Below are 26,634 nucleotides of genomic sequence, written 5' to 3' on the forward strand. Positions count from 1 at the left end.
ACGGAGTTAGCCGGTGCTTCCTCCTGCGGTACCGTCACTCCCTGTGAGTATGCGTCACAGGGTCGTTCTTTCCGCATGACAGGGCTTTACAACCCGAAGGCCTTCATCGCCCACGCGGCGTCGCTGGGTCAGGCTTGCGCCCATTGCCCAATATTCCCCACTGCTGCCTCCCGTAGGAGTCTGGGCCGTGTCTCAGTCCCAGTGTGGCTGGTCGTCCTCTCAGACCAGCTACCCGTCATAGCCTTGGTGGGCTCTTACCCCGCCAACAAGCTGATAGGCCATAGGCTCATCCTCAAGTGACAGCTCATTTAAAAAATAAGCCACCTTTTACCCCGCAACATGGTTGCGTGGTCTTATCCGGTATTAGCCCCACTTTCGCGGGGTTATCCCAAGCTCGAAGGTAGATTACCTATGTATTACTCACCCGTCCGCCGCTCTACTCGCCCCCGAAGGGACTTTCGCGCTCGACTTGCATGTGTTAGGCACGCCGCCAGCGTTCGTTCTGAGCCAGGATCAAACTCTCAAAACAAACCTGAACTGCTAATTTTTTCAGAATTAGACGTGGACCTGCTATTTAATTACTATTTTCAAAGAACAACGTTCAACCTTGAAGCAAGCATAATTATACTTATTTTCTCCGGGATGTCAAGGAATAGTCTGAAAATTTTTTAATTTAAATTCTCCGGGGCGGGACCCGTGGAGAGTCTGCGGATATCACAATGGATTCGGTACGGTGAACAGGGTACCCGCCCCGCGGGCTGGCTCTGGCGGCTTCTCCGGATTAACAATGTCCCTTCTCTGCCGATAAACAGTTTGCGCTCGGAAGGCGTTTTTGACGGGGAAGGCCGGGTGGTTTGGACCACCCTTCATCGCAAATTCATACGGGAGTGGAGGAAGGAGACATCATGGCAGGCAATCTCAAGATCAGTACGAAACTCGGTATCGGCGCGGCAGTTCTCATGGTCCTTATCTTCTTTATGGGCGGCCTGGGGTACTATTACCTCGACCGCTCGGGCCGCTCGATGGACCACATCGTCAAGAACAACTACGGAAGGATCGTGGCCTTCAAGAAGGTCAAGGACGCCGTGGACACCATCGATAAATCCATGCTCAGCATGGCCCTGACGAAGGACCAGGGCATCAAGGCGGCGGACAAGGCGCGGATAGATGAGGCGCGCAAGTCCTACGGCGAGGCGATCAAGAAGATCGAGGGCGTCATGGCCAATGTGAAAGACCCGAAGACCCGGGCGGAGTTCGAAGGCCTCCTCGCGAAGATCAAGGAACAGCTGGGCAAGGGCAAGGAACACAACGTGAAGCTGGCGACGTTCGCGATGGAAGGGAAGAACGACGAGGCGTCGGCCATATGGTCGGAGCATACGAGCACCATATCGAACACCATCGACAGCCTCTTCAAACAGCTCGTCAAGCTGAGCGAGGAGCGGATAGAAACGCGCTTCAACGACCTTACCCGCGAGACCGCGAGCGCGAGGATCGTCTTCATCGTCATCTCCATCGTCATCATGGGCCTCATTGCCGCGGGAACGTTCATCACCGTCAGGATGATCACGAGGTCCCTCGACGAGGGCGTGAAGGTCGCCAACAGGCTTGCCGAAGGCGACCTGACGGTGGACGTGAAGGTGACGAGCCGCGACGAGATGGGCGCCCTTCTCGAATCGCTGGGGAACATGGTCACGAAGTGGCGCGGCGTCGTGCATGAGATCAACACATCCGCGGACAACATCGCCTCAGCGAGTCATGAACTGAGCGCCAGCGCCGTCCAGATGTCGAAGGGATCCGACGAGCAGGCCCAGATGTCCGTGCAGGTCGCGACGGCCTCGGAAGAGATGAGCCAGACCGTCATCGACGTGGCCAGGAACACGGGCAACATTGCCGTGTCGGGGCAGGAGACCGTCGAGGTCGCCAGAAGCGGCAAGGAGGTCGTCGACATGGCCGTCAGGGAGGTCGAGGAGATAGCGAGCACCGTCGATGAGTCGGCCGCGATGGTCCGCTCCCTGGGTGAGCTTTCCAAGCAGATCGGTGAGATCGTCAACGTTATCAACGAGATAGCCGACCAGACGAACCTTCTGGCGCTGAACGCCGCCATCGAGGCGGCCCGCGCCGGCGAGCACGGCCGCGGGTTTGCCGTCGTCGCCGACGAGGTCAAGAAGCTCGCCGAGAGGACGGGCAATTCCACGGCGGAGATCGCCGAGATGATCGGCAATATCCAGAAAGAGGTCAACCGGGCGGTCGACGCCATGGAAGACGTGAAGAAGAAGGTGTCCTCGGGCGCCGACCTCTCACAGCAGGCGGGCCACGCCCTCAACAACATCGTCAAGAAGGTCGACGACCTGCAGCTCATGGTCCAGCAGATAGCCTCCGCCACGGAAGAGATGACGGCGACTTCCGAAGGCATCAGCAAGGACATCGATTCCATCGCCAACATATCGAAGGAGACATCCTCCGCCTCGAACCAGGTCAGCCAGGCGTCCGACGAGCTCTCCCGCCTGTCGGTAAGCCTCCAGGGCGTGGTGAAGGAATTTACCGTCTGAGACAGACGAACGGTGAATGAGTCAGGACCGGCCGGCGTGCTCCCTTCCTAGGGCGCGCCGGTCACTTCTTTTATGGAATCGTACGTCACGTCCACAAGCTCCTTGAGCGTCCCCACGTCTATGCCGGGAGGCGGCATGAGGACGATGACGTCGCTGAGCGGCCGGATGATGGCACCCCGCTTCCTCGCCGCCACGGTGACATTCTGACCGACCTTCGCGGCCGGGGGATAGGGCCTTCGGGTCTTCCTGCTCTTCACGAGCTCGATGCCGACCATGAAGCCCCTCTGGCGCACCTCCCCCACGGCGGGAAGGTCAGCGAAGCGTTTCAGCTCCTCCCGAAGCAGGGCTATCTTGTCCGCCATGCGCTCTATCGTCCGCTCCTTCTCGAAAAGGGCGAGGTTCTCGATGGCGACGGCACAGGCAACGGGGTTCCCCGTATAGGTGTGACCGTGAAAGAAGGTCTTGAACTCGTCGAAGCGGCCGAGAAAACCGCTGAAGATCTCCCCCGTCGTGACCGTGGCCGCGAGCGGCAGGTACCCTCCCGTGATCCCCTTCGCAAGGCAGAGGAAATCGGGTTCGACGCCTTCCTGCTCGCAGGCGAACATGGTCCCCGTGCGGCCGAAGCCCGCTGCCACCTCATCGGCGATGAAATGGAGCCCGTTCTCCTTCGCGATCGTTGAGATCTTTCTCAGGAAACCGTCGGGCTGGGTGATCATCCCGCCGGCCCCCTGGACGAGGGGTTCGATCACGACGGCACAGACCTCGTCCCGGTACCGTTTCACGACGCGCTCGAACTCTTCGACGCAGGCCATGCCGCAGGAGGCGCGGTCGAGCTTCATGGGACAACGGTAGCAGTAGGGCGACGGCGACTTGTACGACCGGAAGAGGAGCGGCCTGTAGACCTTGTGAAAGAGGTCGATGCCGCCCACGCTCACGGAGCCTATCGTGTCGCCGTGGTAGCCGTTGAGGAAGGATATGAAGCGCTTTCTTCTCTTCTCCCCCTTCTGCTGCCAGTACTGGTAGGACATCTTCACCGCGATCTCCACCGACGTGGAGCCGTTGTCGGAGTAGAACACCTTCTCGAGGCCCCGGGGAGTGATCTCCGCGAGCCGTTTCGCGAGGACAACGGCGGGGACATTGGTAAGACCGAGCATGGTCGAGTGGCAAAGCTCCTTCGATTGCCTCTCCATGGCATCCGTAAGCTCTTTTCGGCCATGTCCGTGGACGAGAACCCACAATGAGGAAACACCGTCGATGTAACGCCTTCCCTCGGTATCTATGAGATGGAAGCCTTCACCGCGCTCGATGACGAGCGGATCGCTTCTCATGTAATCCCCCATCTGGGTAAAGGGGTGCCAGATGTAACGCTTGTCCCAATCCTTCAGTTGTTCGCTGCTGTACATGGTCTTTTGCTCCTTCGGATCAAAAGACCGTTAGAACCGCTTGAACGGCTTGAGCCGCTTGAACGCTAAAGGAATTCAGCTCTCGCGCATCTCGCTCCAAACCGTCCTTCGTCTTTAAGTTCTTCGGTCTTTCGATCTTCTTCCTTCGCCTTTCTTCTTCACGCTTCGGTCTTCCGACCTTCTTTGTCGTCATCCCGGACTTGATCCGGGATCTGGAGGTTTTCCTGCTCCCTCATATTTCCTGGATTCCGGCCTTCGCCGGAATGACGATATAACACGAGCCGGACTCGAAAACCAACTTCGTCAACATCGCGTCAAGCGGTGGAACCTGCTCATGCTTTATGGTTTTTTACCGCTCAAGCTGTTCAAGCGGCTCAAGCGGCTGCAACCATCTTTTTGGTCCCCCTAGGGGACCAGCTTCATCCTCCTTCCCGCTTGCGTTATCGCCTCGATGGCGCTGTCCATTTGCTCGCGGGAGAAGCCGCGGACCACCGTGAGGCGCAGTCTCGATGTGCCCGTGGGGACCGTGGGGGGGCGGATGGCCTGGAGGAAGAAGCCCTTCTTCATGAGCATCCTCTGCATCTTCACGGCGTCGACGTCCCTGCCCACCACTATGGGGACAATGGGGCCCACGCTCTTTTTGAGGTCGAAACCCGCGGAGAGAAGCCCCGCGCGCATGTGGTCGATGTTGCGCCAGAGTTCGTCCTTGTAGGAGAGGTCTCCCGCCACGAGGTCGAGGGCCGCCCGCGATGCCGCGAGCGCCGCCGGAGGCAGGGCCGTCGTGTACATGAAGGTCCGCGCCCTGTTGATGAGGTACTCTATCACGACGGGGTCGGAAAGGACGAAGGCGCCGAAGGACCCCATGGCCTTGCCGAATGTGGCCATGTGGATGTCGGCCTTCCCTTTCAATCCCCAGTGCTCCTCGACACCGCTTCCCTTCCTGCCGAATATCCCCGTCCCGTGCGCATCGTCGACAACGGCACAGAAGCCGTAGCGGTCCCTCAATTCCATGATGTCGGCAAGGGGCGCCATGTCGCCGTCCATGCTGAAGACCGATTCGGTGATAACGAAGGACCTTCCGGGGAGGGCGTATTTTCTCAGTTTCCGCTCCAGGTCCTCCACATCGCGGTGTTTGTAGATGACCTTTTTCGCGTGGGAAAGACGCATGGCGTCGATGAGGCTGGAATGGTTCAGCTCGTCGCTGAAGATGACGTCCCCGGCGACCGGGATGGTCGACACTATGCCGATGTTCGCCATGTATCCCGTGGGGAATATGAGGCCCTTTTTGTAGCCCTTGTAGCGGGCGACCGCCGTTTCCAGCCCCTCGTAGAGGTCTATGCTCCCCGATACGCTCCGCGACGAACAGGTGCCGGTGCCGTACTCGTCCACCGCCGATCTCGCCGCGGCCATCATCGCCGGATGGAGGTGGAGCGAAAGATAGCTGTTGGAACAGAGATTGAGATACTCCTTGCCGCCGTGGATCACCGTGGCCGCGCACAGGGGCCGCACGTAGCGTACGCTCCGGTAGTTGCCCTGTGCCCGGATATCCCCGAGCATCGACGCGAGCCTGTCTTTCATTCCCTTTGTCACCCCACCCCTATTCACCTCTTATCAGTCAACGGTTACAATCAGCTGGTTAACTCGATGGACAAAAAATCAGGGTGGACCTGAATGTCCACCCTGATCCGAAACTCTGGTTGAGCTTAGCCCTTGATAACCCTGGGGAGGATCATCTGGTGCTGCGGGCATATCGATTTCGGGTTCGCGTACGCGCAGTTCGCGAAGGCCACGAAATACTTCCTGAGGTCGGCAAATTTCACGACCTCGTCGACAAGACCCTTCTTCGCGCAGTAGGAAGGCCGTGACATGTCATAGTAATGCTTCACGGTCGCGTTCATCTTTTCGATGACCGGCGCGAGAGGCTTGCCCGCGTCTTTCTCTTTCACGAGGCGCCGCGCGAAGCTGGCGACAGCCGCGGTCTCACCGTGCATGACGTAGATCTCGGTGGTTGCCGTGCCGAGGGTGAAGCAGTTGTTGTTGTTCGCCTGCGGGCCGGCCATGATGTAGTGGGCGGCCGCGGTGCCCTTCCTCAGGACGATGGTCATCATGGGGAGGTCGCTCTGCTCGATGGAGTAGATGAGCGCCTGGCCGAGGCCGAGGAGCTCCGCCTTCTCGGCGATGTCGCCGACGTCGATGCCCGACGTATCCTGGACCCAGATCATGGGGACCCTGTCCCTGCCGCAGAGGCTGACGAACTCGTTGACCTTGATGAGGCCCTCACGGTAGAACTTGCCGCCGATGCCGGGATACGGCGCGTACTGCGGGTAGCCCTTGGGCAGCATGCCCTGCCTGTTGCCGACTATACCGATGAGGAAGCCGTCGACCTTGACAAGACCCGTGTAGAGCTCGGGGCCGATGTCGGGACGGAATTCCATATGCTCGCTGTTATCGACGAGGCGTGACATGAACTGTTCCACGTCGTACACCATCTTCTGGTTGAATGAAACGATGCTGTAGAGATCTTCGGCCGGGAACTTCGGTTCCGCCGGCTTCGCGACCCTGAAGAAACCCGGATCGTAGTAGGGAAGCTTGCCAACCCAGGCCTTCAGCGAATCGAGGAGGCTCTCTTCCGACTGGTGAACTTCGCGGAAGAATCCCGTGTGGTCATAGTGGATCTCTACCCTGCCGGGAGGCACGCTCTTGAACTTCTTGGTGGCTTCGATGATCTGCTCGGCCATCGGTTCGTCGAAGTAGCCCTTGGGCGCCATACCGCTGACGATGCCGGCGCCGCCGACGGCTATATTGCAATCCTTGTGGGCAAGAAGGAGCGTGGGGGAGATGCCCTGGTAGCCGCCGCCTGCCGGGTTCGTTCCGTATATGGCCGCGAGGACGGGGATGCCCAGTTTGTTCAGTTCCGCGTGGCGGAAGAACGTTGTGCCGCTGCCGCGCCTGTTGGCGTACATCCTTTCCTGCTCGGGGAGCTTGACGCCGCTGCAGTTGACGAGCCACACGAGAGGGCAGTGGAGCCTTTTCGCGATGTCCGTGACCCTCAGGATGTTGTGGGGCTGGCCCGCGATCCAGGCGCCCGCCATGACCTTGTTGTCAAAACCGATGATGACGCACCATTTGCCGTTTATCCTGCCGAGACCGTCCACGACGCCGGTTGTCCCCGACTCTTCGTCCATGGGATCGAACAGCATGTGAAGCGGGGCCCATGTACCGGGGTCGACAATGTATTCCAACCTCTGGTGAACTGTCCATTCACCGCGTTTGTTCAGTGTCTCCTGGGCCAGGCCGGCCTTCTTGGCCTTGTCGACGAGTTCATCGATCTCTTTCTCAACAGCTTTGATCTCCTCAGCGTTCTTTGCGTTCACCTTTACCGGCTTGTTCCATTCCTGCATTTTTTCAAAATACGGTCTCATTTATTACCTCCGATGGCTGTAGGAATTTGTTACTGTTTTCACAATTTTAATTTTTTTTCCAGCACTTTGTCAACACAAAAGGCGGGGTCTTTCCGTTTTGCCCCTACCCTAAAAACGGTCCTTCATCTTCACCCTGATGATGATATACACCACGATGATCAGGCCGATTATCAAAAGATACTTCATACGATATTCCTCTTTTCCCGCTCCCTCGCACCAGTCTAGTGCTTGAAGAGCCGCTGGCCCGCGAAGACCATCGTGACACCCTGTTCGTTGCAGGCCTCGATGACCTCGTAGTCGCGCTCCGAGCCACCCGGCTGGATGACGCCCCGGGCCCCTTCCCTGATCGCCGCGTCCACCCCGTCCCTGAAGGGGAAGAAGCCGTCGGAAACGATGACGGAACCCTGAAGGCCGGCGTTCATCTCCCGCGTGTACGCGTCTATCGCGTCAAGGTCCTTCATGTCCCTGCCGCCCCGCTCCGCCTCGAGCTTGAAGACGGCATAGGGCACCCCGAACTTCCTGAAGACCTCGGTGTCGGCGAACTTCTTGTAGGCCTTGAAAACGGCGATCTCCACAACGCCCACCCGGTCCTGCTCTCCCGTGCCGATGGCCACCGTCGCCTCGTCCTTCACGAAAAGGGCCGAGTTGGAACTGACCCCCGACTCCACGTACCAGCCGAAGAGCATGTCCCGGTATTCGTCATCCGTGGGCATCCGCTTTATCCTGTATGTCTCACCCTTGTAGACCGCCTCGGCAGGCCTGAGATCCTCTTTCCCCCGTATCCTGAAAGGCTGGGATTCCTGGATGATCAAGCCCCCGTCCATGAGGGACTTGAGATCTATCGTCCTTCTAGTCTTGAAGGCGCCGAGGCGCTCTATCTCCTTTATCTGCATGAGGCGCAGGTTCTTCCATTTCTTCAGGACGTCGATGGCACCGCCCTCGAAGTCCGGGGCGCAAACGACCTCGAAGTAGTAGGGCACCATTGCCTTCGCCGTCTCGATGTCGAGGGTCCTGGTGAAGACGACCGCCCCCCCGAAGGCCGCTATCCTGTCGCACCAGAAGGCCTTTTCGAAGGCCTCCGCGCTCGTCGAGCCGTATGCCGCGCCGCTCGGGTTGTTGTGCTTCATGATGGCGCAGGCGGGCTTCTGATCGAGGAACCTGAGGATGTTCAGGGCATTGTCCACGTCGGTCAGGTTGATCTTCCCCGGGTGTTTTCCCACCTGGAGCATGTCCTTTTCGGTGACCTTGCTCACGAGGCCCGTTTCGACGTCAAAGAACCGCACATCGCCGAGGGTGATGTTGCCGTTCGTGAGCTCGTACATCGCCGACGGCTGGTCGGGGTTCTCGCCGTACCGGAGGCCCCGTTCGACGTCGCATTTCTCGTCGGCGTCGAATATGTTCCAGACCTTCTTCCTGTAAACGAGCACCTGTCCGCCGAGGTCGATCCTGATGGTCTCGGGAAAATTATCCTTGACGATCTTCTTGTACATCCCCTTGATGTCTTCCACGAAGGCTCCTTAGGAGCAGGTGATAGGTGATGGGTCATGGGTTATGGGAAAGGACCCACAACCAATGCGCGACCATTTTCTCCGCGTCACCAATCCCTGTCCATACGATTTATTTGTTACACTTCAGATAAACAAAGGGTTCTTCCCTATTACCCGTCACCTATCACCTATTACCTATCTTCTCTGTCACTGTTTCTATGTCCAGTCCCTGGCTCGCCAGGACCTCGTCCGTTTCGCCCGACGCGCCGTAGGAGGTGGCGCCGAAGGAGAGGAATGCCCCCGTGAAGCCGAGCTTCAGGAGGGAGGCGGTTATGACGGGGACGATGCCCGTCTTGACGTTGTGGTCCTCGTAGGTGACGACCGAGGGCAGGGCGGCGAGCTTTGCCATCATGGCCTCGTCGGCCTCGTCCACGCAGGGCATGTTCACCACCGCGAACGACTTTCCCTTCCCGGCAAGCCTCTCCCTCACCGCCAGGGCCTTCGAGACAAGCCCTCCGTAGGTGATGATGGCGCCATCCGTCCCGTCGGCCATGAGGTCCATCTTTCCGTATTCGAAGGCATAGTCGCCGGCGAAGTAAGGTTCGCCTTCCTTCCTGTACATAACCGGCCACCGGTTGCGGCCCATGCCGATGAAGTAATTGCCCCGGGCCGCCGCCACGTAGCGGATGACCCTGTCCGTCTGGTTCGCGTCGCAGGGAACGATCGTCCTCGCGCGGTAGAGGCTTCGCGCCAGGCCGATGTAGTCGATGCACTGGTGCGTCTTGCCGTCTGGCCCCACGTCGAGGCCCACGTGGGTGATGGCCGTCTTCAGGTTGGTCGAGTTGATGTCGTTTATGCGCTGCTGGTTGTACGTCTCGTCTATCCCGAAAACGCCGAAATCGGCGAAGAAGGTGAGCACTCCCGCCGTGGAGAGCGCTCCCGCGACGCTGGCCGTATTGTGTTCCTGGATGCCACCCTGGAAAAAGTGGTCGGGGTAGGCCTTCGCGAAGTCGGCCGTCTTGACCGAGCTTGCCAGGTCGCAGTCGAAGGCGCTGACCGGCCGCCCCTCGGGGATGTTCCTGTCGCCTATGTCCTTCAAGGCCTTCCCGAAAGCGCTGCGGTTGTCGATCTTGTCCGATTCCTGGTATGTGAAGGGCGAACCGGTATCGATCCCAAGGTCGTACTCCTCGCGGGAGAGTTCGAACGTCCACTTCCCCTTCCTCTTTTCCCGGTAATGGTCGAGCCTGTCCTCAAGCCCCAGGATGGCCATCGCCTCCTTGTACTCCGCCTCGCTGACGGGGCTGCCATGGTACTTTTCCTTGTTCTCCATGAAGGGGACGCCGTTGCCCATGACCGTGTTCGCTATGATGCACACCGGGTTGTCCACCTCGCGCGCCTTCTTCAGGGCGTGGTATATCTCCTGATGGTCATGACCGTTTATCTCGATGATGTCCCAGCCGTCGGCGAGGTAATTCTCGACGATGTTCTGGGGCATGACGAGGTCGATGCTGCCGCTGATCTGGAGCTTGTTGTAATCCACGAGCACGGTTATGTTCGTAAGACCGTACTTGACGGCCAGGCGGCGCGCCTCGGAGATCTGTCCCTTCTGCTGTTCTCCGTCCCCCATGAAGACGTATGTTTGGGACGAACTGCCGCGCATCCTGGCGGCGATGGCGAAACCCACGCCCACGGACAGGCCCTGGCCGAGGTTGCCCGTCGACCACCTGATGAAGGGCAGGCCCTTGACCACGTGCCCCTCGAAGGGGCTGCCCGCCTTCCTGAAGAATGCCACCACCTCTTCGATGGGCATATGGCCCAGGCGGGCAATGCTCGCGTACGCCCCCGGGGACGTGTGGCCATGGCTTATCACGATCCGGTCGGCATCGGGCCCCGTGAGGTCGGCGCATGAAAAAACGGTAAGGTACAGGTCGAGGGACGACATGGAACCGCCGGGGTGGCCCGTGCCGGCGAGGCGGGTCATGGTCAGGATATCGCCCTTGGCGACTAACGAGAGCGCCTTCAGATCCTCGATCTGTTTATCCGTCAGCTGGTCTGCATCAAACATCTTTATGTTCCTCCCATGGAGTAGTAATTACAGTCTTCGCGCATGAGGCACCGGGGACAATCGGGCTGTTTCGCCTTGCAAAGGTACCTCCCGTGGAGTATGGCGAGGAGGGAAAATGCCATCCACCAGGGCATGGGCACCGCCTCTTTCAGGTCCGCCTCGATCTTTTCCGGGTCCTTGTTCGCCGTGAGCCCCAGCCTCCCCGCAACGCGCGCCACGTGGGTGTCCACTATCACGCCCGGTTTGTTGTATGCCAGGCCCACTATCATGTTGGCCGATTTCCTGCCTATGCCCTTCACCGTCGCGAAGGCGTCTATATCGTCGGGAACCGTCCCCCCGAACCTCTCGAGGAGCTCCCCGGCTATATTCTTTATGCTCTTTGCCTTGTTCCGGTAGAAACCCGTGGGCCGTATGTCCTCTTCCAGCTCCGACTGCGGCGCTTTCAGGTAGTCCTCCACCTTCCTGTATTTCTCAAAAAGATCCTTCGTCACCCTGTTGACCCGCTCGTCCGTGCACTGGGCCGACAGGACCGTCGCGATGGTAAGCTCCAGCGGGTTCGCATAGGAAAGCTCCACCCGGGGCTCCCCGTGCATTTCCTGGAGTTTATTCAGAATGGAGTCGACATCTTTTTTCATGACACAGGATGAAGAACAATAAGGATGTATCATTTATACCATTTTGGGGCGGGGAGTGTCCAAGGGAAAAGAACCGCTTGAACCGTTCAAACCGCTTGAACCGCTTGAGCGTTGGAAAAGAAGAAAATTCTCAATGACAGCCGGCCAGCCCAGTTGACCCTCCCGTTCCGACCGGGGCCTATTTCAAGTCCTTTCCGTTCAAGCGGTTCAAGCGGTTCAAGCGGTCTTTCAATGCCTTCGGCGTTGAAAGACCTTCTCCACTTCTTCCGTGGTGCGGGTGTTGAGGATGTCTTTCGCCTCCTGCCAGCCCTTTCTGGCGATGCCGACGCCGTAGAAGACCTCGGCGAGGCCGGCGCCGCTGTGGGCGTCGGGGTTGATGGAGATCGTAACGCCCCTCATCTTCGCGTAGGGCAGGTGCCGCCAGTCGATGTCGAACCGGTAGGGGCTCGCGTTGAGCTCGATGACAACGCCGCGTTTCGCCGCCTCGTCGATCACCGTCTTCATGTCGATGTCATAACCTTCCCGGGACAGGAGCAGCCTGCCCGTGGGATGGCCGAGCATGGTCATGCGCGGATTGTCCATCGCCCGGACCACGCGCGCGACCTGCTCATCGCCTTTGAGCTTGAAACTGGAATGGATGGAGGCAATGACGAAATCGAAGCGTTTGAGGATATCCTCATCGTAGTCGAGACTGCCGTCGGGCAGGATATCGCTTTCGATACCCTTGAAGACGCGGAAACCATCGAGCCTTTCATTGAGCCCGTCGACGAGCTCCCATTGTCTCTCGAGGTCGTCCTTCTTGAGGCCGCCCGCGTAGTAGGCGCTCTTGCTGTGATCCGATATCCCGATGTAGGCAAATCCGAGCCTTCTTGCCGCGTCGACCATCCTCTCCAGGGACTCGGACCCGTCACTGAAGGTCGTGTGGACGTGAAAGACACCCCTGATATCGGACTCGGCGACGAGTCGAGGCAGCCCTCCCGATCCGGCGGCTTCGATCTCCCCCATATCCTCGCGCATCTCCGGCGGGATGTAGGCAAGCCCCAGTTCCCGGTACACATCATCTTCTGACGCGACAGCAAGGGGCCGATCGCCATCGAACAACCCATATTCGTTCAGCTTGAGGCCCTTTCTCTTCGCGATGCCCCTTAAACGCACGTTGTGCTCCTTGCTGCCCGTGAAATACATGAGCGCCGAGGGGTACTCGGCGACGCTCACGACGCGCAGGTCCGCGTCGACACCGGAGATGAGCCGGCAGGAGGTCTTGGTCTCGCCTGTCAGGTAGATCTCCTCGATGCCGGGAAGGGTCGTGAAGGCAAGCGATATGGCCTCCCTGTCGTCCCCCGCGGCAAGGATATCCATGTCCTTGACCACCTCTTTGCGCCTGCGGATGCTCCCGCAGACCTCGACGAGGCCGCCGGGCACCAGTGCCTTGAGCCTGTCGCGGATGGCCACCGCATCGGGATAGACGTCCCCGAAGAGATGTTCCCCCTTGTGCTTCTTGATGAACTCGATGCCTTTGAGTATCTTTTCCTGGGTCTTCTCGCCGAAACCGGCAAGGTTCACGAGACGGTTCTCGCGGCAGGCGTATTCCAGCTCCCCCACATTCGTTATGTGGAGCTCTTCGAAAAGGGCCTTTATCTTCTTCGGCCCCAGGTTCGGCACCGCGGTGAGCTCGAGGAGCGACCCGGGGACCTCTTCCTTCAACTCCTCGTAATAGTGGATCTTTCCTGTCGAAAGGTATTCGGTCACCTTCGCGGCGATCGCCTCGCCGATCCCCTTGATCTCCCGTAACTTCCCCTCGGCGACAACACCCTCAAGGTCCTCGATGCCGGACAGCGCCCGGGCGGCATTGAAGTAAGCCCGCGACTTGAAGGGGTTCTCGCCCTTGATCTCAAGGAGCGTCCCGATCTCTTCAAGGACACCCACAATGTTCTTTGCCGACATGGATATAATCGTAATGTCAGCCCGGCGGGGTGTCAATGTTAAAGAGTCGTTTCAGGTTTCAGGTTTCAGGTCCAAGGACTCAAAGACAGTTCAAGGATTCAAGGGTAACGACAACAAGACCAAACCGGCCGTCAAGAGATGCCTTGATATTCCTTGCAATCGCGCCATTCTTCGGGTATTCTTGCAATCAAAGGACGACCGGTGGCCGCGAAGAAGACACTCTACTATACGGAACCCCTTTTTGAAGAGTTGAGGAAAGACTACTGCTATGTCTGCGGCGGGCGCATAAAGGAGAACGAGGGTCTCTGCGTCGGCAACGGCACCTGGCGCCACAAGAGATGCAGACCCGGCAGCGCGCACTGGCAAAGAAGCGCCCTCGCGAAAGCGGAAACAGCGCTCACCGTTTACAAATCCTGAGAAAAGAGAGATAGGAGACGGATAGGACCTATGGGACCTTATAGGACCTATAGGACATATAAGACCCATAGGACACCATAGGACCTATAGGAGCTCTGGAAGAATTCCCGGAAGATCCCGCCGCACCAGCCGCAAAACCAGCACAATCAGACCCAGAACCCCCCCCAACGACCACAAACCCCAAAAAAAGTCCTATTAGTCCTATAGCGTCCTATAAGTCCTATATGTCCTATTGGTCCTATAGTCCTATCGGTCCTATTCTCCTATTCGTCCTATCCCCCACCCCACAAAAAAAGGCGCCCCGCGAAGGGGCGCCTTTCTATTGCTTTCTTTTTCTTCTAATCGAGCTTCTCTTCGCCGATCCTCATACCGTAGAATGAGCGGTACACGAAGATGATGGCGATGACGAAGAAGATGCCGCCGATCACGTACTTCACCGTCTGTGACTGGATCGTCACAGCGATCTCCGTTGCCAGAAGGCCGAAGAGGGTGGTGAACTTGATGACGGGGTTCATGGAAACGGAAGAGGTATCCTTGAAGGGGTCGCCGACGGTGTCGCCGACAACGGCCGCTTCGTGCAGCGCCGTTCCCTTTTCCTTGAGGTCGACTTCAACGATCTTCTTGGCATTGTCCCACGCGCCGCCGGCATTCGCCATAAAGATCGCCTGATAGAGGCCGAAGAAGGCGATGGCGACGAGGTAGCCGATGAAGAAATAGGGGTTGAAGAAGGAGAGTGCGAGGGCCATGAAGAAGACGACGATGAAGATGTTCCACATACCCTTCTGAGCATACTGGGTGCAGATCTTCACGACTTCCTTGCTGTCCTCGATGGAGGCTTCCGCCTTGTCAAGGTTGATGTTCTTCTTGATGAAGACAACAGCCCGGTAAGCACCGGTGGTGACCGCCTGTGTCGCAGCACCCGTAAACCAGTAGATCACGGCGCCGCCCATGAGCAGGCCGAGAACGATCGTCGGCTGAACGAGGCTGAGGTGGGACACGACGTTCCCGAACATGTTCTCCAGGAGAATGATGATGCCGAAGACCATGGTCGTGGCACCGACGACAGCCGTGCCGATGAGAACGGGCTTTGCCGTTGCTTTAAACGTATTGCCGGCGCCGTCGGCCTCTTCAAGGTAATCCTTGGCGACGTCGAAATTCGGCTCGAAACCGAAGTTCTTCTTGATGTCCTCTTTTACGTTCGGAACGGCTTCGATCCTTGAAAGCTCGTAAACCGACTGCGCGTTGTCCGAAACAGGACCGTAGCTGTCGACGGCGATCGTCACAGGACCCATGCCGAGAAAACCGAAGGCCACAAGACCGAAGGAAAAGACAGGCGCCGCAAATGCAAACTTCTCAGGCATAAGGGCCATGATCGAGGGATGCTGGGACACCAGGTAGGCGATGAACATGAGAACGAGAATGACAAGGCCTTCCCAGAACGCGGAGAAGTTACCGGCAACAAAACCGGAAAGGATATCGAGCGATGCACCGCCGTGGCGGGCAGCGCCGACAACTTCCTGAACGTGGCGGGATTTCGTACTCGTGAAGACCTTGGTGAATTCCGGTATCAGAGCGCCGGCGATGGTGCCGCAGGAGATGATGATGGCCAGTGCCCACCAGAGCCCCGGATACTTGGTGGCGCTGAGGTCACCGAGGAGCATGTAGCTCGCCCAGAAGGTGACGATGATCGCTACAGCCGAGGTGATCCATACAAGGTTGGTAAGAGGCTGTTCGAAGTCGAACTTTGTCTTTGAACCGTAAACGGATGACGTGATGCCCCTGTTGATGAAATAAGAAACAAGGGAGGTGAGGATCATGAGGATACGCATTGCGAAGATCCAGATGATCAGCGTGCCCGACATCATGGGGTTTGCCGCAAGCGCGAGAGCAAGGAAGGCGACAAGGGCAACGCCCGTTACGCCGTATGTCTCGAAGCCGTCCGCTGTGGGGCCGACGCTGTCGCCGGCGTTGTCACCGGTGCAGTCGGCGATGACGCCGGGGTTCTTCGGGTCGTCTTCGGGAAGATGGAAGACGATCTTCATGAGGTCGCTGCCGATGTCGGCGATCTTCGTGAAGATACCGCCGGCGATCCTCAGGGCGCTGGCACCGAGGGACTCACCGATCGCGAAACCGATGAAGCTGGGACCAACGAGTTCCTTCGGGAGGAAAACAAGGATGCAGATCATGAAGAAAAGCTCGACGCTCACAAGAAGGAGCCCGACGCTCATTCCCGAGGTCAGGGGGATGTTGACGACTTCAACCGGTCTGCCGCGGAGCGACGCAAAGGCCGTCCGGGAGTTTGCCCAGGTGTTTATCCTCATACCGAACCATGCCACACCGTAGGAACCGAGGATACCGAGGATGGAGCAAATAAGGATGATGACCATGTTGCCAAAGGGAGCGTGGGACAGGCCCATGAAGTAATAGACCATACAGGCGGCTATCAGGAGCCAGAGAATGAAGAGGAACTTGCCCTGCTGGGCGAGATAGGACTTGCATGTTTCCCAGATAACAGCCGAAACTTCAAGCATAGCCTTGTGGGCAGGCATCTTCTTTGTCTGGTTTGCCTGCATTATGGCAAAGATCAGACCGATAAAACAAATAATGATACCGAAATACATGATGCTCACACCGCTCACTACGCTGCCGAAGATAGTGAACGTAACCGTCGACAGATCAGGCAGAATGATGTCCGCTTCACCGGCGAACGCCGGCAGGGCGGCAAGAATAAACATCATTAACAGCAGTGCAGTGCTTAAACCTTTTTTAACACTCATCTATGGACCTCCTTTGAGATGAATAATGAATAACCACAATTACCTGTAGAACGGTATGGATTGGCTTCCTATATTAAACATTTTCTTTTTCGATTGTCAACCAAACATAGGAAAAAATTCACAATACCACCCCACGGGCAATAGAATCCCTTCTCTCATAATAACAGTATGTTAGGGGTGACGACGAGTCGCCTCTCACACCCTGAAGCGGCTGACTATGTCCTCCAGGTCGTTCGAGAGCTTCGCCAGCTCCCCCGACGCCTGGGCTGTCTGTTCCGAACTCGCCGACGTCTCCCGGGAGACGGCCGCTATCTGCTCGATGTCCCTGTTGATCTCCTCCGACGTGGCGCTCATCTCATCCGTTGCCGAGGCGATCTGCTGGACCATCCCGAGGAGGTCGTCGACGCTTGTCACGATGACCCTCAGCGACTGGCCCGCCTTTCCGGAAAGATCGACGCCCGTCTCCACCTTCTTCGCCACGGTGTTCATGGTCATGACGGCCCGTTCGACATCGCCCTGGATCGCGTTTATCATGCCGCCGATCTCGGAGGTCGAGTTCGCGGTGCGCTCCGCCAGCTTGCGCACCTCGTCGGCAACGACCGCGAAACCCCTGCCCTGCTCGCCGGCCCGGGCGGCCTCGATCGCGGCGTTGAGCGCAAGGAGATTCGTCTGGTCGGCGATGTCATCGATGACGTTGACGATCTCGCCGATCTGACTCGAACGTTCGCCGAGGGTGCGTATCGATTCGGCGGAGTCGCCCACGGTCCGGGCTATCTCCTCCACTTCCTTCGTGGCCTGATTGACTATCTCTTCGCCTTCCTTCGCTATCTTCACGGTATTCGCCGCCGAGTTCGCTATGTTGTTCGTGTTCCGCGCTATGTCAACAACCGTCTGCGACATCTCCACGGAGGCCGCCGCCACCTGGGACGACCGGTTGGCCTGTTCGCCTGAGCCCTTCGACATCTGCTCGGCACTGGCGCTCAGCTGTACCCCGGCGGAAGATATGCTCGCCGCGGCCGACTTCAGGCTCCCGAGTATCTCGCGCCACCTCTCCACCATTTCCTTCGCCGCCTTCATCTCGTCGCCGAACTCGTCCTTTCTGTCCGTCGGGACCTCAAAGGCAAGGTTCCCCTTCGCCATGGCCCTCACGGCCCGGGCGTTACCGCGTATGGGTACCACGATGCTCCGGGTGATCGTGATGGAAAGAATGATCCCCAGCACGATGGCGGCTACGCCGAAGACGATAAGGATGAGGGTGTAGCTCCTGTTCGACGCGCGGATGGATGAGAACTGGCTGCGGACGTTGTCCTCCTGGTACCGGAAGATGGATTGCAGGGTCGTGACGATCTCCTTCATGGCGGGCCTGTTCTCGTTGATATACGTCTCTATCGCCTTCGCGTGCTCCTTGCTCCCCGCGTACTCGATGACCCGTTCACTGGAGTCCTTCGCCTTCGCCGCTGTCCCCTTGAATCGGACTATGAGTTCCTTTCCCTTCGGGTCCCGCTCGAGGGTCTCGAGCTTCGCCAGGGCCTCGCCATAGGTCTGCCGCATCCTGCCAAGATTCTCTTTTTCCGCCTCGATGACGGCGGCGTCCGTGGCAAAAGCGATCACGCCCATCGAATTGTTGGCGTCGTAGATCGCCCCCATGACCGTGTTGGCAAGGATGGTCTTCTCGAAGGCCGCCTCGACGGCGTTACCGGTCTTCCTGTCCACGTCGTCGATGATCTTGAAACCCAGAAGGGCCATGAGCGCTATGATGATGATAAAAATGGCAAAACCGATCCCGAGACGTCTGCCTATCCTGATATTCTCGAAGAAACGCATGTCTCCCCCTTTGGTGTCGCATTTACTTAAGGATTGGGTATTCTATATTTAATTAAGGGAATGACTTTATTTCAAGATATTTCTTCGCAGCGGGGGCGGGTGGTCAGAATCCTATGCCCTCGAGGGGGCTGCCGCAGAACTTGCAGGCCCCGCCTTTCAGGTTGTACTCCGTGATCGAGTACCCGTAGCGCCCGATGACGGTCTTGCCGCAGTTGTGGCAGGGAGTGTTCTCTCCCCCGGAGCCGGGGAGGTTGCCTTCGTAGACATAGTGGAGCCCCTCGTCGAGGCCTATCTGCCGGGCCCGTGCAAGGGTCCGCGGGCTTGTCGGCTCCGCATCGAGGAGCTTGTACGTGGGATAGAAGGCGGAAACGTGCCAGGGAACCTCCACGCCGAGTTCTTTCGCTATGAACCGCGCGATGGACGTGAGCTCCTCTTCGCTGTCGTTGTGCCCCGGTATGATGAGCGTCGTCAGCTCTATCCAGATCCCCAGTTCCCTGTAAAGGCGTATCGAATCAAGGACACCGGAAAGCCGCGCCCCGCAAACGTCCCTGTAGAAGCCCTCGCTGAAGCCCTTCAGGTCTATGTTCGCCGCGTCGAGGTAGGGGGCGATGGCCCGAAGCGGTGCCTCCTCGATGTACCCGTTGGTCACGAAATTGTTCGCTATGCCTTTTTCCCGGGCTTCGCGGGCTATGTCGAAGGCGTATTCGAAGAAGATGGTGGGCTCCGTGTAGGTGTAGGAGATGCTCGCGCACCGTGACGCAAGCGCCTCCGCGACGATCTCCCCGGGGCTCACCGTTTCTCCGAAAACCCTCCCGTTCTCGCGGGGGCCCTGGGAGATATCGTGGTTCTGGCAGTGGAGGCAGCGGAAGTTGCATCCCACCGTGGCCACGGAGAAGGCCTTCGATCCGGGGTAGAAGTGAAAAAGAGGCTTCTTTTCTATGGGGTCAACATGATAGGCGCAGGGCAAGCCCCAGACAAGGCTGTAGAGCGTGCCGTCCCTGTTCTCGCGGACACCGCACAGACCTCTCTTGCCGTCGGCGATGACGCATCCGTGGCGGCACAGGGAACAATGGACCGTCTTCCCGTCCTTCCTCTCACAGAAGGAGGCCTCTTTCATGTCTCACACCTTTTTTCCAAAAACAGCCGCTACCACGTCGTCCATGGTCTTCGCGGAAAGGAAGGTGATCTTTTTCTTCACATACGGGGGTATCTCGACAAGCTCGTGGTCGTTCTCGTGGGGAATGAGGACCTTTTCCATCCGGTTGCGCAGGGCCGCGAGTGTCTTTTCCTTGAGGCCGCCGATGGCGAGGACCCTGCCCGTCAGGGTGATCTCCCCCGTCATCGCTATCTTCCTGTTGATGGGGCGCCCCGTGATGGCGCTTATCATGGCAACGGCCATGGTGATGCCCGCCGAGGGGCCGTCCTTGGGGATGGCGCCCTGGGGCACGTGGATGTGCATCTCCAGATCGTCGAAGATGCCCTCCTCGATGCCGAGCGCCTTCGACTTCGACTTGATATAGGTGAGCGCCGCCTGCGCCGATTCCTTCATCACCTCGCCCATGTTGCCCGTGAGCGTCAGCTCCTTCTTGCCCTTGCGGCAGGAGGCCTCGATGTAGAGAACGTCGCCGCCGAACTCCGTCCAGGCAAGTCCGCTCGCCACACCCACGTAATCCTGCTCCATCTGGCTGTCGGGCAGGTACTTGACGGGACCCAGGAAATCGTGGACGTTCTTCGGGGTGACGACCACCTTCTTCCTGTCGCCCTCGGCGACCCTTCTGGCCACCTTTCGGGCGACCATGGCGATCTCCCTTTCGAGGTTCCTGAGACCCGCCTCCCGGGTGTACTCATTGATGATCTTCTCCAGGGCCCTGTCGGTCAAGCCGAGCCTGGCGGCCGTCAGGCCGTTCTCGGAAAGCTGCTTGGGGATGAGGTAGCGCTTCGCTATTTCGAGCTTCTCCTTCTCCGTGTACCCGGGGATGTCGATGACCTCCATCCTGTCGCGCAGCGCCGAAGGGATGGTATCCATCTGGTTCGCGGTGGTGATGAACATGACCTTCGACAGGTCGAAGGGGACGTTCAGGTAGTGGTCGCTGAAGGCGTTGTTCTGCTCGGGATCGAGCACCTCGAGGAGCGCGCTGGCAGGGTCCCCCCGGAAATCGTTCCCGATCTTGTCTATCTCATCCATCATGAAGACGGGGTTGTTCGTTCCGGCGATCTTGATGTACTGGATGATCCTGCCCGGCATGGAGCCGACGTACGTGCGCCTGTGGCCGCGGATCTCCGCCTCGTCCTTCATGCCGCCCAGCGATATGCGGGAGAACTTGCGGCCGATCGCCCGGGCGATGGACTTGCCGAGCGATGTCTTACCCACACCCGGCGGCCCCACAAAGCACAGGATCGGGCCCTTCATGTCGGCCTTGAGCTTCATGACGCTCAAGAACTCAAGGATCCGGTCCTTCACCTTGTCGAGATCGTAGTGGTCCTTGTCGAGTATACCCCGCGCCTTCTTTATGTCGATGTTGTCCTTCGTCGACTTGCTCCAGGGGAGTTCGACGAGCCACTCCAGGTAGGTTCGCACCATCGTCGATTCAACGGCGTCGGGGTGCATCATGTCGAGGCGTTCGAGCTGCTTCTTCGCCTCCTTCTCCACCTCTTTGGGCATCTTCGCCTTCTTGATGCGCTTGCGGAGCTCCTCGACCTCCTCGGTGCGCTCGTCGCCCTCACCGAGCTCGGTGCGGATGGCCCGCATCTGTTCCCTGAGAAAATACTCCCTCTGGGACTTCGACATCTCCTCCTTCGCCTGGGAGAGTATCTTCGCCTGCATGTTGAGGAGCTCGATCTCCTTGCCGAGGATCTCGGAGAGCTTCCTTAAACGCTCGACGGGATCGACGATCTCCAGGATCTCCTGGGCCTTGTCGACGTTGAGCCCCAGGTTGGCGGCGGCTATGTCAGCGAGCCTCCCCGGCTCGTCGATGGTGTCGAGGACCATGAGGATGTCGGGCGGGACCATCCTGCCCATGGAGACGACCTTCTCCATCTCCTCCTTGACATAGCGCATGAGCGCCTCGATCTCCAGGGTGATCTCCGTTATGATGGGCTCTTCGATGGTGGCAAGCCTGACGAGGAAGGTCGGGGTCTCCTGGATATACTTCTCGATCTTCGCCTTCTTCAAACCCTGGATGAGGACCTTCACCCTTCCGTCGGGGAGCCTGAGCATGCGCATGATCTGCGACACGACGCCCACGGTGTAGATCCTCTCGGGCAGGGGATCTTCGTCGGTGAGGTCCTTCTGGGCCGCCACCACGATGAGACGGTCCTGCGACAGGGACTTCTCCACGGCATTGATGGACATGTCGCGTCCCACAAAAAGCGGGAGGAGGACACTGGGGTACATCACCATGTCGCGCACGGGCAACAAGGGCAGAACGTCAGGTATGTCTATATGTTCGAAATCCGTCATTCGCGTGGCGCCTCCGTTCCTTACGCCTCAAAAAAGACCTGGAATGCCCTGTATGTCTCGAAGATATCGAGCTTGTTCGACAGTTCATAGGGCGAGTGCATGACCAGAACAGGTGCTCCGCAGTCGATGATGTCCATCCCGTGGACGGCGAGGTGCTTTGCCACCGTCCCGCCGCCTCCTTCATCTATCTTCCCCAGTTCGCCCGTCTGCCACATGATGCCTGACCTGTCAAAAAGACCTGTCACTTCAGCGACATATTCGGCATTCGCGTCACTTGCCCCCACCTTGCCCATGTGGCCGGTGAACTTGGTGATGCAGGGCCCGCGGCCGAGGTAACAGGCGTTCTGTTTCTCGTGGACCTCCTGAAAGGTGGGGTCCACCGCCGCGTTCACATCGGCGGAAAGCGCCTTCGACCGGAAGAGGATCCTTCTCATCAGGGCCTCGTCGGCCTTCATTCCCATCCCGGCCAGTATATCGTCGAGAAAGATGGGGAGAAAGGCCGACTTTATGCCCGTCGAGCCCTCGGAGCCTATCTCCTCCTTGTCCGCGAAGATCGCGAGGCAATGCCTCCGGGGGTCCCTGACCTGGCATAACCCTTTGAGCAGGGTGTATGCCGAGACCCTGTCATCCTGTCCGTAGCCGCCGACCATACTGCGGTCAATGCCGACATCCCTCGCCTTGAAGGCGGGTACAATCTCGATCTCGGCGCTGATGAGATCGTCCTCGGTCATGCCGTAGGCATCGCCCAGTATCTTGAGGACGTATTGTTTCACGGGCTCCTTTTCCGCGCCGGTCAGCGGCAGCGAACCGAAGAGGACGACGAGCTTCTCCCCGTCGATGGCATCGCCGAGCTTCTTCTCATCCTGCGTCTTCCTGGACAGGTGGGGCAGCAGGTCATCGATGAGGAAGACGGGATCATCCTCCTTTTCGCCGATGCAGATGTCGACGGTTTCCCCATCTGACCTCACCACAACTCCATGAATGGCAAGCGGGACCGCGACCCACTGGTACTTCTTGATGCCGCCGTAATAGTGGGTCCTCAGGAGCGCCAGGTCGACATCCTCGTACAGGGGATTCTGCTTGAGGTCGAGTCTCGGGGCATCTATATGGGCCACAACGATGTTGAGCCCTTCGGAGATGTCGCCGCTTCCCCGGACGAAGGCCATCGCTTCCTTGCCCCTGTTCACGGCAAACACGCGCTCGCCGGAAGGGTTCGTGCCGAATCCCGCCGCTTCGAGAACACGGGTGATGCACCGGACGGCCTCCCGCTCCGTCTTCGCCTCATCGAGGAAGGCCTTGTAGCCTTCAGCGAAGCTGTATATCTCCTTGATGTCCTCTTTTGACTTCGATCTCCAGCCGGATTGTCTTTGCATGAGGTCCTTTCAGGGTATCAAAATAGCGCAGGCGAGTCAACCCGGGGTGCCGGAGGGGTCGATATATGGTGGAGGCGGTGGGAATCGAACCCACGTCCAGAAAAGAAGGCTTCAGACAGACTACATGCTTAGTCAGCGTATTAAGTCTCGGACAGCCAGGCACCCGCTGACGGGTTCCTCACTGCCCCAGCCTACAAGGTTTCGCCCGGCGCTATAGGCGTTACGCCGGACTATCCCGCTAAGATGACACCATACACGGACCTAAAGCAGGAGGAAGGTCCGGATGATGTAGCTGCTTACTAGGCAGCTAGTGCGTACTCGTGAGAGTCTGCAGTTGTGTTTAGTTCCGCTTGGGTACGGGTAAGCAGTAACCCGGCATGCCTCTCTGACCCTCACTTCCCTGTCGAAGCCAGTCGCCCCCGTCATCGCATTCTTTCCTCGCGTTCCATGAGACGTTTCTCGTCCTTGCGCCTGATTCCCTCCCTTTTGTCGTAAAGTGTCTTTCCCTTTGCCAGCGCCAGTTCCATCTTGGCCCTGTTCCTCCTGTCGAAGTAAAGGGAAAGGGGGATCAGCGTATATCCCCTCTCCTTGACCTTGCCGATGAGCCGCATGATCTCCCTTTTGTGCATGAGGAGCTTGCGGGTCCTCTTCGGCTCGTGGTTGTATATGTTCCCGCAGGAATAGGGGCTGATGTGGGCGTTCACGACGAAAACCTCGCCGTCCTTGACCTTCGCGTAGCTCTCCTTGAGGTTCGCCCTGCCTTCCCTGAGTGACTTCACTTCCGTGCCCGTAAGGACTATCCCCGTCTCGAATTTCTCCTCGATATGGTACTCGTGATAGGCCTTCCTGTTCGTGCAAACAACCTTCATAGACAGTAATATAACACAGAAAGACGGGAAAAGACAGGTCTGCCGGGCCGGCCGGACTTTGTCCGGGGTTCAAGAGTTCAAAAGTTCAAGGGTTCAAGGGAGAGACCGCGAACGGGAATCGGTTGTCTTTTTTGTCTCTTACTCTTGAACTCTTGAACTCTTGAACCTTCTTTTTCACGTCTCTGTTATGGGTATCTCTATGATGAACTTCGCGCCTTTCGGCACGTTGTCTTCGACCCGTATCCTGCCGTGGTGCTCGAGGATGATGGAGTGGACGATTGCGAGACCGAGGCCGGTGCCGCCTTCGTCCTTCGTGAAGTAGGGGTCGAAGACCTTCTCCTTGTCCTGGTCGGGGACACCCTTGCCGCTGTCCGCAAATTCGATGATGCCGGCGCGCTTCGCCCTGTCGTACCGCGTGCGGACCGTGATGGTCCCCGCCTTGCCGTCGATGGCCTTGACGGCGTTTGTGATAAGGTTGATGAAGGCCCGTTTCAGCCCGTCGCGGTCCACCCGCACGAGAGGGAGTTCACCGGGCTCGAAACCTATCGATATGTTGTGATAGAGGTTCCGGTAAAGGTCCAGGGTCTCCTCAACGACGCTGTTCAGGTCCTCCAGTGTCCTCGCCTGGGACGTATGGGTGAGCTTGGTAAGCTCATTGACGATGTCCTTTATGTCAGCCACGGACCGGATGATGACCGAGGTCGTCTCGTCGAGAACGCCCTTGTCGGGCCCTGTGAACCGTGCCATGAGCTTCCTGCGGATGCGCTCGGCCGACAGGACGATGGGTGTGAGCGGGTTCTTGATCTCGTGGGTGAGCTTGCGGGCCACCTCCTGCCAGGTAGCCAGCTTCTCGGCGCGCACCACGTGGGTGATGTCGTCGAAGGCGATGATGAAACCCCCCACCCTCTTGCGCTCGTCCTTGAGGGCCGTGAGCGATGCCCTGAGATACGTGATGTCCTTCTTGAGGTTGAGCCTCAAGTCCTTCGTGATGGTCTCGCCTTTCGATGCCCGGACCTCCCGGAGGAACGATTTCGTGAGGGCCTTGAAATCGTTGCCGAAGACCTCCCTCAGGGACATCCCTTCCAGTTTTTCCCTTTCCACGCCGAGGATGACGCGGGCGGCGTTGTTCGCGAGAAGGATGGTACCCCTCTTGTCCGTCGAGATAATACCCGCCGCCACGTTGTCGAGGACGAACTCCAGGGAGCGGCTCTTGCTCTCTATCTCATCCTTGGCTATCTTCAGTTCCCTCGCCATGCTGTTGAAGGCCCTCACGAGGGTACCGATCTCGTCCTTTCCCCGGTCCTCGAGGTTGATGTCGAACTTCCCCCTGGCTATGATGGCCGCGCCTTCCTTCATCTTCTCTATGGGAACGGTGATCTCCGTCGCCATCTTGATGCCCACCCAGAGGGAGACGAAGATGGTAAGGATGGTGATAAGGAACAGGGGGATGATGAAACTGTACTTGAGGACCTTTTTGAACACGCGGGATTCCCTGAATTCCTTGCTCGTGACGGCAATCTGCCTCATGCGCTCCCTGCCCTGTATCCTTATCGTGTCGCCGAGAAAGAGAATGGGAGCGCCTCCTCCCGCCATGGCCGACGTGAGGCGCATACCTACAACGAGCATTTCGCCCTCCTCGTCGGGGATGATCTCCTGGGAAACAGCCTTGTCCGTGAACAGTTTCAGCCTCGAAAGGATCGTCTTTTCGGACTTCGCTGAGCCCCCGACCCTGATGATCGCTCCCGACAGGGGATCGTAGACAACAACGTAGCCGAGCAGGTGGGTCCTCCCGTACTGCCTGAGGAGCTTCTTGAGCCCCTTTTCGTCTCCCAGCAATTCCTTCTTCCCGATCTCTTCCACCATCTGCTCCCCGATCCTCGTGTGGCGCTGGAAGACCTCCTCGTAGTGCAGCCGGGAAAGCTCGAGGGCGCTTTCCATGGTGTCCTCCACCTGCTGGCTGAACCACCGGTCCATGCTCACGTAGAAGAAACCCGTGGCCAGGATGAAGAGCGTGAAAGAGGGCACGATGGAGATAAACAGGAGCGTCGAGGTGAGCCTCTTCTTGAGACCCGATCCCCAAATGCCCCGCCTCTTCTCGATATACGCCTTGAGAATGATGCGGGTGATCAGGAAGAGGAGCAGGAGGATGAGCAGAAGGTTTATGTTAAGGACGACAACGAGAAGTTTGTTCTCCCACACCGGGAAGAAACGTGCGAAGTTCGGCAGCCGCGTCTCGATCAGAACGAGCGCCCCGAAGGCAACGAGAATTCCGATGATGATCGAAAGCTCTTTTTTTAGTTTCATAAGAACAGGCTACAGGTTATGGGTTATGGGTAATAGGGAATAGGGAATAGGGAATGCTCTTTTCTCTCTGCCTACTACCCCATGACCCATCACCTATCACCCGCC

16 protein-coding genes, 1 rRNA gene and 1 other RNA gene are annotated in these 26,634 nt (G+C 58.3%); 2 read left to right on the forward strand and 16 right to left on the reverse strand.

The features are described from left to right. Positions 1-526, reverse strand: a 16S ribosomal RNA gene (locus GXX82_05085); the annotation flags it as partial. 379 nt (positions 527-905) lie between these two features. Here GXX82_05085 and GXX82_05090 point away from each other — a divergent pair. Continuing rightward, on the forward strand, positions 906-2,549 hold the full coding sequence (locus GXX82_05090; GenBank protein ID NLT22402.1) for a methyl-accepting chemotaxis protein: 1,644 nt from the start codon (positions 906-908) through the stop codon (positions 2,547-2,549). A 47-nt stretch (positions 2,550-2,596) separates the two neighbouring features. Here the strand turns inward: GXX82_05090 and bioA are convergent, their stop codons facing one another. The 7 genes from bioA to polX form a co-directional block, all read right to left on the reverse strand. Further along, positions 2,597-3,952, reverse strand: a complete 1,356-nt coding sequence (bioA, locus tag GXX82_05095; GenBank protein ID NLT22403.1) for an adenosylmethionine--8-amino-7-oxononanoate transaminase — start codon at positions 3,950-3,952, stop codon at positions 2,597-2,599. Between the two features lie 405 nt (positions 3,953-4,357). Further along, the gene (locus GXX82_05100; GenBank protein ID NLT22404.1) at positions 4,358-5,530 is read right to left on the reverse strand and encodes an 8-amino-7-oxononanoate synthase; all 1,173 of its coding nucleotides are present in this window, start codon (positions 5,528-5,530) and stop codon (positions 4,358-4,360) included. A 125-nt stretch (positions 5,531-5,655) separates the two neighbouring features. Continuing rightward, positions 5,656-7,374 (reverse strand): glutaconyl-CoA decarboxylase subunit alpha, encoded by a 1,719-nt coding sequence (locus tag GXX82_05105; GenBank protein NLT22405.1) that lies wholly within the window; start codon positions 7,372-7,374, stop codon positions 5,656-5,658. A gap of 221 nt (positions 7,375-7,595) precedes the next feature. Next, entirely contained in the window at positions 7,596-8,882 is a 1,287-nt protein-coding gene (locus GXX82_05110) for an IMP cyclohydrolase (protein ID NLT22406.1), read from the reverse strand. Between the two features lie 163 nt (positions 8,883-9,045). Beyond that, positions 9,046-10,926, reverse strand: a complete 1,881-nt coding sequence (locus GXX82_05115; protein NLT22407.1) for a transketolase — start codon at positions 10,924-10,926, stop codon at positions 9,046-9,048. 2 nt (positions 10,927-10,928) lie between these two features. Further along, positions 10,929-11,561 (reverse strand): endonuclease III, encoded by a 633-nt coding sequence (nth, locus tag GXX82_05120; GenBank protein NLT22408.1) that lies wholly within the window; start codon positions 11,559-11,561, stop codon positions 10,929-10,931. 228 nt (positions 11,562-11,789) lie between these two features. Then, complete coding sequence (gene polX, locus GXX82_05125) at positions 11,790-13,505, reverse strand: DNA polymerase/3'-5' exonuclease PolX (GenBank protein ID NLT22409.1); 1,716 nt, start codon at positions 13,503-13,505, stop codon at positions 11,790-11,792. A gap of 201 nt (positions 13,506-13,706) precedes the next feature. Between polX and GXX82_05130 the strand changes: the two genes are divergently transcribed. Further along, on the forward strand, positions 13,707-13,922 hold the full coding sequence (locus GXX82_05130; protein NLT22410.1) for a hypothetical protein: 216 nt from the start codon (positions 13,707-13,709) through the stop codon (positions 13,920-13,922). A gap of 338 nt (positions 13,923-14,260) precedes the next feature. Here GXX82_05130 and GXX82_05135 read toward each other — a convergent pair whose 3' ends face one another. The 8 genes from GXX82_05135 to GXX82_05170 all read right to left on the reverse strand — a co-directional run bounded on the left by GXX82_05135 (position 14,261) and on the right by GXX82_05170 (position 26,529). Continuing rightward, positions 14,261-16,660 (reverse strand): sodium-translocating pyrophosphatase, encoded by a 2,400-nt coding sequence (locus GXX82_05135; protein NLT22411.1) that lies wholly within the window; start codon positions 16,658-16,660, stop codon positions 14,261-14,263. A gap of 234 nt (positions 16,661-16,894) precedes the next feature. Continuing rightward, a complete protein-coding gene (locus tag GXX82_05140) occupies positions 16,895-18,523 on the reverse strand; it encodes a methyl-accepting chemotaxis protein (protein NLT22412.1) in 1,629 nt (542 codons plus the stop codon). A 103-nt stretch (positions 18,524-18,626) separates the two neighbouring features. Next, positions 18,627-19,640 (reverse strand): AmmeMemoRadiSam system radical SAM enzyme, encoded by a 1,014-nt coding sequence (gene amrS, locus GXX82_05145; GenBank protein NLT22413.1) that lies wholly within the window; start codon positions 19,638-19,640, stop codon positions 18,627-18,629. Between the two features lie 3 nt (positions 19,641-19,643). Then, complete coding sequence (lon, locus tag GXX82_05150; GenBank protein NLT22414.1) at positions 19,644-21,983, reverse strand: endopeptidase La; 2,340 nt, start codon at positions 21,981-21,983, stop codon at positions 19,644-19,646. 20 nt (positions 21,984-22,003) lie between these two features. Continuing rightward, positions 22,004-23,356, reverse strand: a complete 1,353-nt coding sequence (locus GXX82_05155) for an aminopeptidase (GenBank protein ID NLT22415.1) — start codon at positions 23,354-23,356, stop codon at positions 22,004-22,006. A gap of 66 nt (positions 23,357-23,422) precedes the next feature. Beyond that, positions 23,423-23,777, reverse strand: a transfer-messenger RNA (tmRNA) gene (gene ssrA, locus GXX82_05160). Position 23,778: 1 nt separating this feature from the next. Then, positions 23,779-24,225 carry an SsrA-binding protein SmpB gene (gene smpB / locus GXX82_05165; protein ID NLT22416.1) on the reverse strand — a complete coding sequence of 149 codons (447 nt, stop codon included), beginning with the start codon at positions 24,223-24,225 and terminating at the stop codon, positions 23,779-23,781. A gap of 174 nt (positions 24,226-24,399) precedes the next feature. Next, positions 24,400-26,529, reverse strand: a complete 2,130-nt coding sequence (locus tag GXX82_05170) for a PAS domain S-box protein (GenBank protein NLT22417.1) — start codon at positions 26,527-26,529, stop codon at positions 24,400-24,402. Between the last annotated feature and the right edge of the window lie 105 nt (positions 26,530-26,634).

This window comes from Syntrophorhabdus sp. (assembly GCA_012719415.1).
Taxonomy (GTDB): Bacteria; Desulfobacterota; Syntrophorhabdia; order Syntrophorhabdales; family Syntrophorhabdaceae; genus Delta-02.

Bases quoted from the DNA above. Each gene is read 5' to 3' on its own strand.
- GXX82_05135 (NLT22411.1), bottom strand. From the start codon at position 16,660: ATGATGTTTATTCTTGCCGCCCTGCCGGCGTTCGCCGGTGAAGCGGAC.
- GXX82_05115 (NLT22407.1), bottom strand. From the start codon at position 10,926: ATGTTTGATGCAGACCAGCTGACGGATAAACAGATCGAGGATCTGAAG.
- GXX82_05090 (NLT22402.1), top strand. From the start codon at position 906: ATGGCAGGCAATCTCAAGATCAGTACGAAACTCGGTATCGGCGCGGCA.
- polX (NLT22409.1), bottom strand. From the start codon at position 13,505: ATGTCGGCAAAGAACATTGTGGGTGTCCTTGAAGAGATCGGGACGCTC.
- amrS (NLT22413.1), bottom strand. From the start codon at position 19,640: ATGAAAGAGGCCTCCTTCTGTGAGAGGAAGGACGGGAAGACGGTCCAT.
- lon (NLT22414.1), bottom strand. From the start codon at position 21,983: ATGACGGATTTCGAACATATAGACATACCTGACGTTCTGCCCTTGTTG.
- GXX82_05140 (NLT22412.1), bottom strand. From the start codon at position 18,523: ATGCGTTTCTTCGAGAATATCAGGATAGGCAGACGTCTCGGGATCGGT.
- GXX82_05170 (NLT22417.1), bottom strand. From the start codon at position 26,529: ATGAAACTAAAAAAAGAGCTTTCGATCATCATCGGAATTCTCGTTGCC.
- bioA (NLT22403.1), bottom strand. From the start codon at position 3,952: ATGTACAGCAGCGAACAACTGAAGGATTGGGACAAGCGTTACATCTGG.
- GXX82_05100 (NLT22404.1), bottom strand. From the start codon at position 5,530: ATGAAAGACAGGCTCGCGTCGATGCTCGGGGATATCCGGGCACAGGGC.
- smpB (NLT22416.1), bottom strand. From the start codon at position 24,225: ATGAAGGTTGTTTGCACGAACAGGAAGGCCTATCACGAGTACCATATC.
- GXX82_05155 (NLT22415.1), bottom strand. From the start codon at position 23,356: ATGCAAAGACAATCCGGCTGGAGATCGAAGTCAAAAGAGGACATCAAG.
- GXX82_05105 (NLT22405.1), bottom strand. From the start codon at position 7,374: ATGAGACCGTATTTTGAAAAAATGCAGGAATGGAACAAGCCGGTAAAG.
- nth (NLT22408.1), bottom strand. From the start codon at position 11,561: ATGAAAAAAGATGTCGACTCCATTCTGAATAAACTCCAGGAAATGCAC.